Here is a 15,028-nt window from a genome sequence, read left to right on the forward strand (position 1 = left end):
AGTCACTCATGACCATACAAGACATCAGTTTGTGGATCAAAACGGCTGCCCCGTCCGGGCAGCTGACGTCCGATTCGCGCCGCGTGCAGCGCGGCGACGTGTTTTTCGCCTATGCGGGCGCCACCGATTTCATCGCCGCCGCCATCGCGCAGGGCGCCGCCGCCATCGTGCATGACGCCGTGGAATGGAACGCCGCATGGAGCGTGCCGCACCTGCTGGTCAGCAACCTGAAACGCCTGGCCGGCCCCGTTGCGCATGCTTTTTACGACATGCCCGACAGCGCCATGTTCAGCGCCGGCGTGACGGGCACGAACGGCAAGACCTCGTGCGCCTTGTGGCTGGCGCAAGCCCTGGCGCGCCTGGGCGAAACATCGTCCGTCATCGGGACCTTGGGCGTAGGCCTGTGCAAGCCGCGCGGCGCCATCGAATTCGACGTCACCGGCTACACGACGCCGGACGCCGTGCTGCTGGCACGCAAGCTGGCCGCCATGCGCGATGCAGGCGCCAAGGCCGTCGCCATCGAAGTGTCGTCGATCGGCCTGGACCAGGATCGCGCGGCCGGCATGCATTTCGACGTCGCCATGTTTACCAATCTGACGCGCGACCACCTCGACTACCATGGCGACATGGCGGCCTACGAGGCGGCCAAGGTCAAGCTGTTCGACTGGCCCGGCCTGAAAACGGCCGTCATCAACCTGGACGACCCCATGGGTTTGCGCCTGGCGGCGCACGTGGATGGCAAGCTGGCCGGCGAATATCCCGTCATCGGTTATACCCTGCAGGATGCGGCCGCCTTGCCCGACCTGCCGGGCGTGCTGATGCTGCGCGCCAGCCAGTTTCGCAGCCGCAATGCCGGCACCGACTTCCACCTCGAATGCGCGCTGGGCGTGGCGCTGGTCAAGACGCAGCTGGTGGGCCACTTCAATATCAGCAACGCGCTGGCCGTGCTGGGCGCCTTGCTGGCGCACGGCACCGGCCTGCGCGCCGCCATCGACGGCATCGAATCCTTGCAGCCGGCCCCGGGCCGCATGCAGCAGGTGGGCGGTCAGGAAGCGCCGATGGTCGTCATCGATTACGCCCATACGCCGGACGCGCTGGAAAAAACCCTGGCCGCCCTGCGCCAGGTGGCGCAGGAGCGGGGCGGCCAGCTGTGGTGCGTGTTCGGCTGCGGCGGCGACCGCGATCCGGGCAAGCGTCCGCAGATGGGCGCCATCGCGCAGCTGGCCGATCACGTGCTCGTCACCAGCGACAATCCGCGCAGCGAAGACCCGCACGCCATCATCGCGCAGATCGTCGCCGGCATGCGCGCAGACCGCCCGCAGCCGCAGGCCATCGAAGACCGCGCCGCCGCCATCCTGTCGGCCATCAAGCACGCCGCCAAGCCGGACGTGATCCTGTTGGCGGGCAAGGGCCATGAACCGTATCAGGAAATCAAGGGCAAGAAACTGCCGTTCTCCGACGCCGACCATGCGCAGCTGGCCCTGTCCGCGCGCCTGACCATGATGAGGACGAACTGATGCGCGGCACTCTGACAGAACTGATGCCGTCGCTGGACGGCGCGCAGCGGGCGGGCGACGCCGTTTTTGACGGTGTCTCCACCGACAGCCGCAGCGCCCAGGCCGGGTCGCTGTTCGTCGCCCTGCGCGGAGAGAGTTTCGACGCCCACGACTTCCTCGAGCAGGTGGTCGCACGCGGCGTCGCAGCCGTGGTGGTCGAGCGCCTGCCCGCAGGCTGGGACAGCGGCAAGGTAGCGGCCATCGTGGTGCCCGATACCCTGGCCGCGCTGGGCCGCATCGCCAATTTCTGGCGCGGCCGTTTCAATGTGCCCGTCATCGGCGTCACCGGCAGCAATGGCAAGACCACCGTCAAGGAGATGATTGCATCCATCCTGGCGGCGGCCTTTGGCGAAGAAGCGCGCCTGGCCACGCGCGGCAACCTGAATAACGAGATCGGCGTGCCATTGACCCTGTTCCGCCTGAATGAAGAACACAAGGCGGCCGTCATCGAGATGGGCATGAACCATCCGGGAGAAATCGCGCGCCTGGCCGCGATTGCCGCGCCGACTCTGGCGATGGTCAACAATGCGCAGCGCGAGCACCAGGAATTCATGCATACGGTCGAAGCGGTAGCGCGCGAAAACGGCGCCGCGCTGGCGGCATTGGCCGACGACGGCGTGGCCGTCTTCCCGCATGGCGATGAATTCACGCCCCTGTGGCGCGAGCTGGCCGGCGCGCGCGCCGTCATCACCTTCGGCCTGTCGAAAGAGGCGGACGTGAGCTGCACGCACCGCGCGGCCGAGGATTTTGGCAGCGACCTGTTCGTCAGCGTGCGCGCGCAGGACGGCGCCTTGCGCCAGTTCTTCGTTGGCCTGCAGGCGGCGGGCGAACACAATGTGCGCAATGCGCTGGCCGCTGTGGCATGCGCCGTGGGCGCTGGCATCGCCATCGAACATATCAAGCAGGGCCTGGAGGCGTTCGCGCCCGTGAACGGCCGCCTGCAGAAAAAACGTGCCGCCAACGGCGCCACCATCATCGACGACACGTATAACGCCAATCCGGATTCGGCGCGCGCGGCCATCGATGTACTGGCGCAGGCCGCGGCACCACGCATCCTGGTGCTGGGCGAGATGGGCGAAGTCGGCACGCAGGGGCAGCAGTTCCACGAAGAGATCGGCGCCTACGCCGCCGCCAAAGGCATCGAACACGTGCTGGCGACGGGCGGCCTGGCGCGCCATCTGGTGAGTGCGGCGCAGGCAGCCGCCAGCCAGGAATCGGGCACGGTCGTGGAGTATTTCGAACAGTTCGACGGTTTGCTGGCGGCGCTCGATGCGCATTTGTCCGGCCGTTCGGATGCAACAGTATTAATCAAGGGCTCCCGCTTCATGAAGATGGAACGGGCCGTGCAGCATTTGATTGGTTCAAACAACAATAACAAGGAAGCTCACTAATCATGCTGCTCTGGCTCGCTCATTATTTCCAGGACGACATTGGCCCATTGCGGGTCTTTAACTTCATCACTTTCCGCGCCGTCTTCGCCACCTTGACGGCGATTTTGATCGGCCTGTGCGCCGGCCCCGCCGTGATCCGCATGCTCACGCGCATGAAGGTCGGCCAGGCCGTGCGTACGGACGGCCCGCAAACGCATCTGAAAAAACACGGCACGCCTACCATGGGCGGTGTGCTGATCCTCATCGCCATAGGCATTTCCACCTTGCTGTGGGCCGACCTGTCGAACCGCTTCATCTGGCCGGTCCTGATCGTCACCCTGGGCTTTGGCGCCGTCGGCTGGGCCGACGATTACCGCAAGGTGGTACACCAGGACCCGGAAGGCATGCGCTCGCGCGAAAAATACTTCTGGCAGTCGCTGATCGGCATCGTCGCCGCGTTTTACCTGGCGTTTTCCGTCTCCGTGTCGGAACCTGACGCGGGCCACGTGTGGAACCTGATCTACGCCTGGGTACAGTCGGGCTTCGCCATGGACCTGCCGCCGAAGGCCGATTTGATCGTCCCGTTCTTCAAGACCATCAGCTATCCGCTGGGCGTGTGGGGCTTCATCGCGCTGACCTATTGCGTCATCGTCGGCACCAGCAACGCCGTCAACTTCACGGACGGTCTCGATGGTCTGGCCATCATGCCGACCGTGATGGTGGGCACGGCCCTGGGCCTGTTCGCCTACCTGACGGGCAACGCCACGTATGCACGCTACCTGTTCATCCCGCACATTCCGGGCGCCGGCGAACTGGTGATCTTCTGCGGCGCGCTGGCTGGTTCCGGACTGGCCTTCCTCTGGTATAACACGCACCCCGCGAAAGTGTTCATGGGCGACGTTGGCGCGCTGGCACTGGGCGGCGCACTGGGCACCGTCGCCGTCATCGTGCGCCAGGAAATCGTCCTGTTCATCATGGGCGGCATCTTCGTCGTCGAAACGCTGTCCGTGATCATCCAGGTCGTCTGGTTCAAGTACACCAAGAAGCGCTTTGGCGCGGGCCGCCGCGTCTTCCTGATGGCGCCATTGCATCACCATTTTGAACAAAAAGGCTGGAAGGAGACGCAGGTTGTCGTGCGTTTCTGGATCATCACCATGATGCTGGTGCTGCTCGGCCTGACCACCTTGAAGCTGCGCTGATGATGTACGACGCTAAAACCGCACTGGTACTGGGCCTCGGCGAATCGGGGCTGGCGATGGCCCTGTGGCTGGCCCGCAGCGGTGCCTGCGTGCGCGTGGCCGATACGCGCGAGGCGCCAGAGCGCCTGGCCGCGTTGCAGGCTGCCGTGCCGCAGGCGCAGTTCATCGCCGGCGCCTTCACGGCCGCGCTGCTCGATGGCGTCGACTTCGTTGCCGTCAGCCCCGGCCTGGCGCCGGGCCGCGAACTGGCTGGAATCGCCCCGGCCGCGCAGGAAAAAAATATCCCCGTGTGGGGCGAGATCGAACTGTTCGCGCAGGCCCTGGCGGCGCTCAAGGCGGAGCGCGGCTATGCGCCGAAAGTCATCGCCATCACGGGCACGAATGGCAAGACGACGGTCACCAGTCTGGTAGGCCTGCTGTGCGAGCGCGCCGGATTGATCACGCGCGTGGCCGGCAATATCAGCCCCGCCGCGCTGGACGTGCTGCGCGAAGTGCTCGATGCCGAGCCTGCGCCGCAGCCGGTGGATGCGGACGCTGAAGCGGCGGAACCCGTCGCCGGCACCTTGCCGCAGGCGTGGATACTCGAGTTGTCCAGCTTCCAGCTGCACACCACGTTCAGCCTGCAGGCCGATGCGGCCACGGTCCTGAATCTGTCGCAGGATCACCTGGACTGGCATGGCGACATGGCCGCGTATGCCAAGGACAAGGCGCGCATCTTCGGCGAGCAGACCGTGCGCATCCTGAACCGCGACGATGCGGCCGTCATGCACATGGCCGATCCGCTGGCCGAGACGATCACCTTCGGCACGGGCGAGCCGGCGGAAGTGGACAGCTTTGGCCTGGTCAATGAACGCGGTATCTTCTGGCTGGCGCAAGCCGTGCCCAGCGAAGAAGTGATCGAGAAAAAACGCAGGAAGAACGATCCGGCGCCGGAACCGGTGCCGACGATGGCCAAGAAACTGATGCCGGCCGACGCGCTGAAAATCCGCGGCCAGCATAACGCCTCGAATGCGCTGGCGGCGCTGGCCCTGTGCCGCGCCATCGGCTTGCCGTTCGCGCCGCTGCTGCATGGCTTGCGCGAATACCAGGGCGAACCGCACCGCGTGGAGCTGATCACGGCCGTGGGCGAGGTCGAATACTACGACGACAGCAAGGGCACCAACGTGGGCGCGACAGTGGCCGCGTTGTCCGGCCTGGGCAAGGCGTTTGGCGGCGCGGAACAGCGCCTGGTGCTGATCGCCGGCGGCGACGGCAAGGGACAGGACTTCTCGCCGCTGGCCGAACCGGTCTCGCGCTATGTGCGCGCCGTGGTGCTGATCGGCCGCGATGCGCCAGCCTTGCGCGCGGCGCTCGAGCCGGCCGGCGTGGACATCATCGATTGCGCCACCTTGCCGGAAGCCGTCAAGCGCGCCAGCAGCCTGGCGCTGGCCGGCGACGCCGTGCTGCTGTCGCCCGCTTGCGCCAGCCTGGACATGTTCAAGAACTATGCGCACCGCGCGCAGGTGTTTGTCGACGCCGTGCGCGACATCGCCCTGGAAAACGGACAGGATATCTGATGGCCTTCCAACTGCCCTTCAGCTTTGGTTCCGGCTCGGCTGCCAAGCCGCTGGATAGCCGCGCGCGGCAGTCGAAGATGATGGACTATGACAAGCCGCTGGTATGGGTGGTCCTGCTGCTCATGTTGCTGGGCATGGTGATGGTGTATTCGGCGTCGATCTCGCTGTCGGACGCGCGCAAGTTCGCCGCCTACACGAACAATTATTTTGTCGTGCGCCAGGCGCTGTTCATCGGCGTGTCGGTGATCGCGGGCGCGCTGGTGTTCCGCATCCCCATCGCGACCTGGCAAAAAATCGCGCCGTGGCTGTTCATCGGCACCCTGGTGCTGCTGGTGATGGTCCTGATACCGGGCCTGGGCGTGTCGGTCAACGGCGGTCGCCGCTGGCTGAATCTTCCGGGTCTGCGGCCGCAGCCGTCCGAGCTGATGAAGGTGGTGATGGTGCTGTACGCGGCCGACTACACGGTGCGCAAGCAGGAATACATGCACAAGCTGACCAAGGGCTTCATGCCGATGGCGCTGGCCGTCAGCTTCGTCGGCTTGCTGCTGCTGATGGAGCCCGATCTGGGCGCCTTCGGCGTGATCGTCTGCATCGCCATGGGCATCCTGTTTTTGGGCGGCGTCAACGCCATCTGGTTCGGCGGCATCGGCGCCATGCTGACGGCGATCTTCGTCACCATCATCGCCCTGTCGAAATTCCGCCGCGAGCGGTTTTTCGCGTATCTCGATCCGTGGCAGGAAGACAATGCGCTGAACAAGGCGTATCAGCTGACGCACTCCTTGATCGCCTTCGGGCGCGGCGAACTGTTTGGCGTGGGCCTGGGCGGCAGCGTGGAAAAGCTGCACTACCTGCCCGAAGCGCATACGGACTTTTTGCTGGCCGTGATCGGCGAGGAACTGGGCCTGGTGGGCGTGCTGGTCGTGATCGGCATGTTCTACTGGATTATCAAGCGCGCCTTCGACATCGGCCGCCAGGCGATCGCCATCGACCAGACCTTTGCCGGCCTGACGGCGAAAGGTATCGCCATCTGGATCGGCGTGCAGACCTTCATCAACATGGGCGTGAACCTGGGTCTGCTGCCGACCAAGGGACTGACCTTGCCCTTGATGAGTTATGGCGGCACGGGCGTACTGATTAACTGTATCGGCCTGGCGATTTTGCTGCGCATCGATTACGAAAACCGGATCCTGATGCGCGGAGGCCGGCTATGAACAACGTGACGAATTTGAAAACGACGAAAAGACTGATGATCATGGCGGCCGGCACCGGCGGCCATATCTTCCCGGGCCTGGCGATTGCGCAGACGATGCGCGCGCGCGGCTGGGAAGTGAGCTGGCTGGGCACGACCCATGGCATGGAGCAGGAACTGGTGCCGAAAAGCGGCATTCCCATGGACGCCATCGAATTTTCCGGCATGCGCGGCAAGGGCCTGGCGCACACCATTCAGGGTGGCTTCAGGATGCTGGCGAGCTTCTTTGCCATCCGCCGTTTCATCGCCAGCCGCAAGCCGGACGTGGTGATGGGCATGGGCGGTTACGTCACCGTGCCGGGCGGCCTGATGGCGCGTCTGAAGGGGGTGCCGCTGGTGCTGGTCAATGCCGATGCGGCGCTGCTGCTGTCGAACAAGACCCTGGTGCCGCTGGCGCAGCAGGTGTGCTTCGGTTTTCCCGCCGATTTCGGCAGCGCCGCCGGCAAGGCCGTCGTCACGGGCAATCCCGTGCGCGCCGAGATCCTCGCCATGGCGCCGCCTGCCTCGCGTTTCGCGGGACGCAGCGGACCGCTGCGCATCCTGGTGGTGGGCGGCAGCCTGGGCGCGAAAGCGCTGAACGACAGCCTGCCTGCCGCGCTGGCGCTGATGCCGGAGGGCGAACGCCCGCTGGTGACGCACCAGTCGGGCAAGAAGAATATCGACGCCCTGCACGCTGCATATGCGCAGGCGGGCGTGCAAGCGAACGTGGTCGACTTCATCGACGACATGGCCAGGGCGTATACCGAGGCCGACCTGGTGATCTGCCGCGCGGGCGCGATCACTTTGTCGGAATTGACGGCGGCCGGCGTGGCCAGCGTGCTCGTGCCGCTGGTGGCGTCGACCACCAGCCACCAGCGCGACAACGCGCAATGGATGGCGAAGCAAGGCGCGGCGATTCATCTGCCGCAGACGGAAATGAGTGCAGTGTCGCTGAGCACTCTGCTGGCGTCCTTGACGCGCGAGACCTGCCAGCAGATGGCGCAGGCGGCACTGGCAGCAGGCAAGCGCGACGCCAATGAGGCGATCGCACACGTATTGGAAAAATTGGCATGAGGTTAGCTCTGTGAAGCATAAAGTAAACAATATCCACTTTGTCGGCATTGGCGGCAGCGGCATGAGCGGCATCGCCGAAGTGCTGGTCAACCTCGGCTACAAGGTGTCGGGCTCCGACCTGGGCAGCAATGCGGCGACGCAGCGCCTGGCGAGCCTGGGCGCGACCGTCATGCTCGGCCACGCGGCCGAGAACATCGGCGACGCCGATGCGGTAGTGACGTCGGGCGCCGTCCCGCAAGACAATCCGGAAGTGGCGGCCGCGCGCGCGCGCAAGATTCCGCTGGTGCCGCGCGCCGTGATGCTCGGTGAATTGATGCGCCTGAAACGCGGCATCGCCATCGCCGGCACGCACGGCAAAACCACCACCACCAGCCTGGTCGCTTCCGTGCTGGCGCAGGGCGGTCTCGACCCGACTTTCGTCATCGGCGGCCGTCTGACCAGCGCCGGCGCGAACGCCAAGCTGGGCTCGGGCGACTACCTGGTGGCCGAAGCCGATGAATCGGACGCCTCGTTCCTGAACCTGACGCCGATGATCGAAGTGATCACGAATATCGACGCTGATCACATGGACACCTACGAGCACGATTTCGAGAAGCTCAAGCAGGCCTTCGTGCAGTTCACGCACCGCTTGCCGTTCTATGGCCGCGCCATGCTGTGCATCGACGATCCGCACGTGCGCGCCATCATCCCGTCCGTCACCAAGCCCGTCACCACCTACGGTTTCGCGGAAGACGCGCAAGTGCGCGCCATCAACGCGCGCGCCGTGGGCCTGGAAATGCATTTCACCGTGCTGCAGGAAGGTTATCCGGACCTCGACGTGGTGCTGAACCAGCCCGGCATGCACAATGTGCAGAATGCCTGCTCGGCGATCGCCATCGCGCGCGAAATCGGCATCGCCGACAGCGCCACGCAGCAGGGCCTGGCCGAGTTTTCCGGCGTGGGCCGCCGTTTTACCCGCTATGGCGACGTGGCGCTGCCGAACGGCGGCACTTTCGCGCTGGTCGACGATTTCGGCCACCATCCGGTGGAAACGGAAGTGACCCTGGCCGCCGCGCGCGCCGCCTATCCTGGCCGCCGCCTGGTGCTGGCGTTCCAGCCGCACCGCTACAGCCGCACGCGCGACCTGTTCGAGGATTTCGTCAAGGTATTGGGTGCGCCCGACGTGCTGCTCTTGTCCGAAGTGTATGCGGCGGGCGAGGCGCCTATCGTCGCCGCCGACGGCCGCGCACTGGCGCATGCGCTGCGCGCGCGCGGCAAGATCGAGCCGATTTTCGTCGAGTCCATGACGGACATGGCCGACACCATCATGAGCGTGGCGCGCGACGGCGACGTCGTGCTGACCATGGGCGCCGGTTCCATCAGCGGCATCCCGAATCAACTGACAACGTATCAATCTCACACTGTAAAGGCCTGACGTGAACCAAGCTTCAGCTATCGACGTTAAACAATTGGGCAAGGTCGGCGTCCTGTTCGGCGGCCGCTCGGCCGAGCGCGAAGTGTCGCTGATGTCCGGCGCGGGCGTGCTGGCCGCTTTGAAAAGCCATGGCGTGGATGCGCATGGCTTCGACACGGGCGAACGCAGCCTGGCCGAACTGGCCGCTGAGAAGTTTGACCGCGTCTTCATCGCGCTGCACGGCCGCTTCGGCGAAGACGGCAGCCTGCAGGGCGCGCTGGAACAGCTGGGCATCCCGTACACGGGCAGCGGCGTGATGGCTTGCTCGGTGGGCATGGACAAGGTCTATACCAAGATGATCTGGCTGATGCACGAGCTGCCGACGCCGAAGTACGCGGTGCTGGACGACAGCTCCGACCTGGCCAAGGTCGCCGCGGAACTGGGCTTGCCGCTGATCGTCAAGCCGCCGCATGAAGGCTCGAGCATCGGCATCACGACGGTCAACGAGGCCTCGGCCTTCCAGGCGGCCTACGACATCGCCGCCGGCCTCGATGATTCGGTGCTGGCCGAGGAATTCATCAAGGGCCGCGAGTTCACCGTCGCGATCCTGGGCAAGGGCGCCGCGGCGCGCGCGCTGCCGCCGATCGAAATCGTCGCGCCGCAAGGCAATTACGATTACCAGAACAAGTACTTCACGGACGATACGCAGTATTTCTGCCCGCCGCAGCTGGACCCGGCGATCATCGCCGAGATGGAACGCATCGCCCTGGCGGCCTACCGCGCCCTCGGCTGCGAAGGCTGGGGACGGGTCGATGTGCTGATGCGCGCGGCCGACAGCAAGCTGTTTTTGCTGGAAGTGAATACGTCGCCAGGCATGACGGGCCACTCGCTCGTGCCGATGGCGGCGCGCGCGGAAGGCACCAGCTATGAAGACCTGTGCCTGGAAATCGTTTCCGGCGCAAGCCTGAAAATGCACAAGGGACAGCGCTGATATGTGGCATGACGCTAAAAGCCTCAATACGACTGCCAACGGCTTGCTGGCCGCGGTTCTGGTCGTGTGCGTGGCCGCCGGCGTCTGGTGGGTGTCGCAGCGTCCCATGTTCGACCTGCGCACGATCAAGGTGGAAAGCGCGGACGACAAGGGCCTGCGCCACGTGAATTACCTGACCCTGCGCAGCGGCACACTGGGCCGCATCAAGGGCAATTTTTTCACGACCAATCTGGAAAGCGTGCGCGGCGTGTTTGAATCGGTGCCCTGGGTGCGCCGCGCCAGCGTGCGGCGCGAGTGGCCGAACCAGTTGATCGTGGCGCTGGAAGAACACGAGGCGCTGGGCACTTGGGGCGAAGATGGACGCCTGCTGTCGGTCAAGGGCGATGTGTTTACAGCCAATGTGGCCGAAGCCGAAGACGACCATGAGTTGCCTGCGTTTGCCGGCCCCGATGGCAGCGAGAAGGAAGTGCTGGCCACCTACGTGCAGCTGGCAAAGTGGTTTGCGCCGTTGAAGATGGTGCCGGAAACCCTGTCGCTGTCGAGCCGCTATGCGTGGACGGTGAAACTGAATAACGGCATGAGCGTGGCGCTGGGGCGCGAGCAGAATCATACAACCCTGAAAGCGCGGGTCGACCGGCTGGTGGGTATCTACCCGCAGCTGGCAAGCCGGCTGGAAAATATCGACACGATCGATATGCGCTACCAGAATGGCCTGGCGCTCAGTTCAGCCGGCCTGGTGATACCGGCCGAAGGCAAGGATGGCAGGCCGGCGCCGGCGATCAAGAAGAAAAATGGCAGTCCGATTAAAAAACCGGCTTAACCGAATACTCAATTAATCAATTAATAGCCCAAAAAACTAGGCGAAAGAAATGACAAAAGACGCGAAAAACCTGATCGTCGGCCTCGACATCGGCACCTCGAAAGTGGTGGCGGTGGTAGCCGAAGTGATGTCCGATGGGCGCCACGAAGTGATCGGGCTGGGCCAGCACGAATCGAAGGGCCTGAAAAAAGGCGTAGTGGTCAATATCGAGGCCACGGTGGAGTCCATCCAGCGCGCGCTGGAAGAGGCCGAGCTGATGGCCGACTGCAAGATCCGCAATGTGTACGCGGGCATTGCGGGCAGCCATATCCGCAGCTTCAATTCCAGCGGCATGGTGGCCATCAAGGACAAGGAAGTGACGGCGACCGACGTGGCGCGCGTCATCGAGACGGCAAAAGCGGTTAACATTCCGACCGATCAGCAATTGCTGCACACGGTGCCGCAAGAGTTCATCGTCGACAGCCAGGAAGATGTGCGCGAGCCTATCGGCATGAGCGGCATCCGCCTGGAGGTGAAGGTGCATATCGTCACCGGCGCCGTGTCGGCGGTGCAGAACATCGTCAAGTGCGTGCGCCGCTGCGGGCTGGAAGTGTCGGACCTGATCCTGCAGCCGATGGCGTCCGCCGATGCGGTGCTCACGCCCGACGAGAAGGAACTGGGCGTGGTGCTGATCGACATCGGCGGCGGCACGACCGATGTGGCGGTATTTTCCGATGGCGCGATCCGCCATACGGCAGTCATTCCCATCGCCGGCGACCAGATCACCAACGACATCGCCATGGCCTTGCGTACCCCGACCGCGGAAGCGGAAGAAATCAAGATCCGCTATGGCGTGGCCAAGCAGGTCCTGGCCGACCCCGGCGAATCGCTGGAAGTGCCGGGCCTGGGCGACCGCGGCCCGCGCAACCTGTCGCGCCAGGCGCTGGCGGCAGTGATCGAGCCGAGGGTCGAGGAGCTGTTCGCGATGGTGCACCAGGTGGTGCGCGAATCCGGCTACGAAGGCGTGCTGTCGTCGGGCATCGTGCTCACGGGCGGCACGTCCATCATGCCCGGCATGGTGGAAATGGCCGAAGATATTTTCCTGAAACCGGCGCGCCTGGGCACGCCCGAGTATCGGGGCCAGCTGGCCGACGTGGTGCGCAGTCCGCGCTATGCCACGGTATTGGGCCTGCTGCTGGAAGCGAAGAAGCAATACCTGCGCGGCCACATCGTGACGCGTCAGGACGGCTCGGTGAAGGCAGTCTGGCAGCGCATGAAGGAATGGTTTTTAGGGAATTTTTAAGGGCATGATTTACGCCCGGCAGTACAGGTTTTTTGGCAGCATCGCAGGTACACACACATAACTTTATTTTATATTTAACCGCAGTTTTCAATCTCCAGTTCTCCTACCAATATGAGGCCTGGCGCTTGGAAACCGCATCTGATAGGAGCACATCATGGAGTTCGATATGGTCGATAACACAGCTTTAGGTACCGTCATCAAGGTCGTCGGCGTCGGCGGTGCGGGTGGCAATGCAGTCCAACACATGATCAACAAAGGCATGTCGGGCGTGGAGTTCATTGCCGCCAACACCGACGCACAGGCCCTGTCGACATCGAAGGCCCACAACATCATCCAGATCGGCGATACCGGTCTGGGCGCCGGCATGAAGCCTGCCGTCGGCCGCCAGCTGGCCGAAGAATCGCGCGCGCGCATCGCCGATTCGCTGCGCGGCGCGCACATGGTCTTCATCGCCGCCGGCATGGGCGGCGGCACGGGCACGGGCGCCGCTCCTATCGTGGCCGAAGTGGCCAAGGAACTGGGCGCGCTGACGGTGGCCGTGGTCTCCAAGCCATTCTCGTACGAAGGCCAGAAGTGCATGGACATCGCCGACGAAGGCCTGGAGCAACTGTCCCTGCACGTCGATTCGCTGATCATCATCCTCAATGAAAAACTGGAAGAGATCTACGAAGACGAAAGCATGCTGGAATGGATGCAGCACGCCGATGATGTGCTTAACAACGCGGTGGCCGGCATCGCCGAAATCATCAACGTGCCTGGCCATATCAACGTCGACTTCAACGACGTGAAAACCATCATGGGCGAGCAGGGCAAGGCCATGATGGGCACGGCGACGGCGTCCGGCGTCGACCGCGCGCGCATCGCCGCCGAACAGGCTGTCGCTTCGCCGCTGCTGGACGGCATTGATCTCTCTGGCGCGCGCGGCGTGCTGGTCAACGTCACGGCCAGCCGTGGCTTGAAAGGCAAGGAGATCAAGGAAGTCATGGCCGCCGTGCGCGCGTTTGCCGCGCCGGACGCGTCGATAGCGCAAGGTATCGCCTACGACGACGCCATGGGCGACGATATCCGGGTTACCGTGGTGGCCACGGGCCTGGGCCGCGCGAAGAAAAACATCCAGCTGGTACCGCAGCAAGTGCTGCGCACCGGCACCCACAACAGCCCGCTGACCCCGTCGGCTGCCATGGGTAGCGCGCAAGCGGCGACGACGACGGTTGGCGTGGCCACGCCGGCAGCCGGTTTCGACGGCATGAAGGCGCCGGCAGTATGGCGCCGCGAGTCGGCTTCCGAGCAGGTGCGCGCGATGGAAAAGAATGGCATGGAAACCTACGACATCCCCGCCTTCCTGCGTAAGCAAGCAGATTAAGGTGATCTGATGTCAGTAACGATGACGGCGGCCTGAGGGCCGCCGTTTTTTTTGCCGTTTTTTGATTTTTGGCTTTGCCTTTCCGGCCGCTTTCTGCACAAATACGGCAAGTCAGGCATACTATCGCGCAGTGCCGGCATCATGCCGGCAGAACCAGATCACGGGCGCCGTCCGCTCCATGGAGCGGGCGGCGTCCTTAACCGACAGTACACAAGGAGTCAACATGACCATCAAGATCGGCGACACCCTGCCAGAAGGCACCCTGGCCGAATTCATCGAAAGCGAAACCGAAGGTTGCGCACTGGGCCCGAACACGTTCAACGTGCAAGACCTGGTCAAGGGCAAGAAGATCGCCATCTTCGGCCTGCCAGGCGCCTACACCCCGACTTGCTCCGCACAGCACGTGCCAGGTTACGTCAAGCACGCCGCCGACCTGAAAGCCAAGGGCGTCGATGAAATCTGGTGCATCTCCGTCAACGACGCGTTCGTGATGGGCGCCTGGGGCCGCGACCAGAAAGCCACCGGCGTCGTACGCATGATGGCTGACGGCAACGCCGCCTACAGCAAGGCCCTGGGCTTGGACGCCGATTTTTCCAAGCACGGCATGGGCACGCGCTCGCAGCGCTACTCGATGCTGGTCGACAATGGCGTCGTGACGCAATTGAACGTCGAGCAGGGCGGCAAGTTTGAAGTGTCGAATGCCGAGACCTTGCTGAGCCAGCTGGCCTAAGCAGATCGCAGGTTGGCGTAGGCCAGACGTAGGTCGGCGTAGGTCGGCTTAGCGCAGCGTAAGCCGACGAGCGGAATTGGCATCACGTTTGCTCTGGCATTGTTGGATTACGCGCTGCGCGCTAATCCAACCTACGCAATAAAAAACGGCGCCATCGGCGCCGTTTTTACGTTTACTGTACCGATGGCTTGGTCGCTTCGAACATGGCTGCATCGATGCTGAACGAATAGTCGTCCTGCAGCTGAGCCAGCTGGCCTAAGCAGATCGCAGGTTGACGTAGGCCAAGCGTAGGCCAGACGCAGGTCGGCGTAGGTCGGCTTAGCGCAGCGTAAGCCGACGAGCGGAATTGGCATCACGTTTGCTCTGGCATTGTTGGATTACGCGCTGCGCGCTAATCCAACCTACGCAATAAAAAACGGCGCCATCGGCGCCGTTTTTACGTTTACTGTACCGATGGCTTGGTCGC

General features: G+C 63.9%; 12 protein-coding genes. All 12 read left to right on the plus strand.

Going from position 1 to position 15,028, the window contains the following annotated elements:
* Nucleotides 1-8: 8 nt before the first annotated feature.
* The 12 genes from CSQ95_RS13335 (at nucleotide 9) to CSQ95_RS13390 (ending at nucleotide 14,562) form a co-directional block, all read left to right on the plus strand.
* The gene (locus CSQ95_RS13335; protein ID WP_099409847.1) at nucleotides 9-1,517 is read left to right on the plus strand and encodes a UDP-N-acetylmuramoyl-L-alanyl-D-glutamate--2,6-diaminopimelate ligase; all 1,509 of its coding nucleotides are present in this window, start codon (nucleotides 9-11) and stop codon (nucleotides 1,515-1,517) included.
* On the plus strand, nucleotides 1,517-2,947 hold the full coding sequence (murF, locus tag CSQ95_RS13340; protein ID WP_099409848.1) for a UDP-N-acetylmuramoyl-tripeptide--D-alanyl-D-alanine ligase: 1,431 nt from the start codon (nucleotides 1,517-1,519) through the stop codon (nucleotides 2,945-2,947). The genes CSQ95_RS13335 and murF overlap by 1 nt, the downstream gene beginning before the upstream one ends.
* 2 nt (nucleotides 2,948-2,949) lie before the next feature.
* On the plus strand, nucleotides 2,950-4,125 hold the full coding sequence (mraY, locus tag CSQ95_RS13345; protein ID WP_070222491.1) for a phospho-N-acetylmuramoyl-pentapeptide-transferase: 1,176 nt from the start codon (nucleotides 2,950-2,952) through the stop codon (nucleotides 4,123-4,125).
* Nucleotides 4,125-5,681 (plus strand): UDP-N-acetylmuramoyl-L-alanine--D-glutamate ligase, encoded by a 1,557-nt coding sequence (murD, locus tag CSQ95_RS13350; RefSeq protein ID WP_099409849.1) that lies wholly within the window; start codon nucleotides 4,125-4,127, stop codon nucleotides 5,679-5,681. The genes mraY and murD overlap by 1 nt, the downstream gene beginning before the upstream one ends.
* Nucleotides 5,681-6,892, plus strand: a complete 1,212-nt coding sequence (ftsW, locus tag CSQ95_RS13355) for a putative lipid II flippase FtsW (protein WP_070290157.1) — start codon at nucleotides 5,681-5,683, stop codon at nucleotides 6,890-6,892. The genes murD and ftsW overlap by 1 nt, the downstream gene beginning before the upstream one ends.
* The gene (gene murG, locus CSQ95_RS13360) at nucleotides 6,889-7,983 is read left to right on the plus strand and encodes an undecaprenyldiphospho-muramoylpentapeptide beta-N-acetylglucosaminyltransferase (protein WP_099409850.1); all 1,095 of its coding nucleotides are present in this window, start codon (nucleotides 6,889-6,891) and stop codon (nucleotides 7,981-7,983) included. Before ftsW ends, murG begins: the two co-directional genes overlap by 4 nt.
* Before the next feature lie 10 nt (nucleotides 7,984-7,993).
* The gene (gene murC, locus CSQ95_RS13365; RefSeq protein ID WP_070222485.1) at nucleotides 7,994-9,397 is read left to right on the plus strand and encodes a UDP-N-acetylmuramate--L-alanine ligase; all 1,404 of its coding nucleotides are present in this window, start codon (nucleotides 7,994-7,996) and stop codon (nucleotides 9,395-9,397) included.
* 1 nt (nucleotide 9,398) lies between these two features.
* Nucleotides 9,399-10,367, plus strand: coding sequence for a D-alanine--D-alanine ligase (locus CSQ95_RS13370; RefSeq protein ID WP_070222483.1), 969 nt, complete (start codon nucleotides 9,399-9,401; stop codon nucleotides 10,365-10,367).
* Between the two features lies 1 nt (nucleotide 10,368).
* Nucleotides 10,369-11,187, plus strand: coding sequence for a cell division protein FtsQ/DivIB (locus CSQ95_RS13375; RefSeq protein ID WP_070312913.1), 819 nt, complete (start codon nucleotides 10,369-10,371; stop codon nucleotides 11,185-11,187).
* Nucleotides 11,188-11,236: 49 nt separating this feature from the next.
* Entirely contained in the window at nucleotides 11,237-12,469 is a 1,233-nt protein-coding gene (gene ftsA, locus CSQ95_RS13380) for a cell division protein FtsA (protein WP_010394955.1), read from the plus strand.
* Between the two features lie 154 nt (nucleotides 12,470-12,623).
* Entirely contained in the window at nucleotides 12,624-13,832 is a 1,209-nt protein-coding gene (gene ftsZ, locus CSQ95_RS13385; protein WP_034784974.1) for a cell division protein FtsZ, read from the plus strand.
* Between the two features lie 223 nt (nucleotides 13,833-14,055).
* A complete protein-coding gene (locus CSQ95_RS13390; RefSeq protein WP_070222479.1) occupies nucleotides 14,056-14,562 on the plus strand; it encodes a peroxiredoxin in 507 nt (168 codons plus the stop codon).
* Nucleotides 14,563-15,028: the final 466 nt, after the last annotated feature.

Source organism: Janthinobacterium sp. BJB304, assembly GCF_002735765.1.
GTDB lineage: Bacteria > Pseudomonadota > Gammaproteobacteria > Burkholderiales > Burkholderiaceae_D > Janthinobacterium.

Coding starts and splice junctions, on each gene's coding strand:
- CSQ95_RS13335 (WP_099409847.1), top strand. CDS start 9: ATGACCATACAAGACATCAGTTTGTGGATCAAAACGGCTGCCCCGTCC.
- murF (WP_099409848.1), top strand. CDS start 1,517: ATGCGCGGCACTCTGACAGAACTGATGCCGTCGCTGGACGGCGCGCAG.
- mraY (WP_070222491.1), top strand. CDS start 2,950: ATGCTGCTCTGGCTCGCTCATTATTTCCAGGACGACATTGGCCCATTG.
- murD (WP_099409849.1), top strand. CDS start 4,125: ATGATGTACGACGCTAAAACCGCACTGGTACTGGGCCTCGGCGAATCG.
- ftsW (WP_070290157.1), top strand. CDS start 5,681: ATGGCCTTCCAACTGCCCTTCAGCTTTGGTTCCGGCTCGGCTGCCAAG.
- murG (WP_099409850.1), top strand. CDS start 6,889: ATGAACAACGTGACGAATTTGAAAACGACGAAAAGACTGATGATCATG.
- CSQ95_RS13375 (WP_070312913.1), top strand. CDS start 10,369: ATGTGGCATGACGCTAAAAGCCTCAATACGACTGCCAACGGCTTGCTG.
- ftsA (WP_010394955.1), top strand. CDS start 11,237: ATGACAAAAGACGCGAAAAACCTGATCGTCGGCCTCGACATCGGCACC.
- ftsZ (WP_034784974.1), top strand. CDS start 12,624: ATGGAGTTCGATATGGTCGATAACACAGCTTTAGGTACCGTCATCAAG.
- CSQ95_RS13390 (WP_070222479.1), top strand. CDS start 14,056: ATGACCATCAAGATCGGCGACACCCTGCCAGAAGGCACCCTGGCCGAA.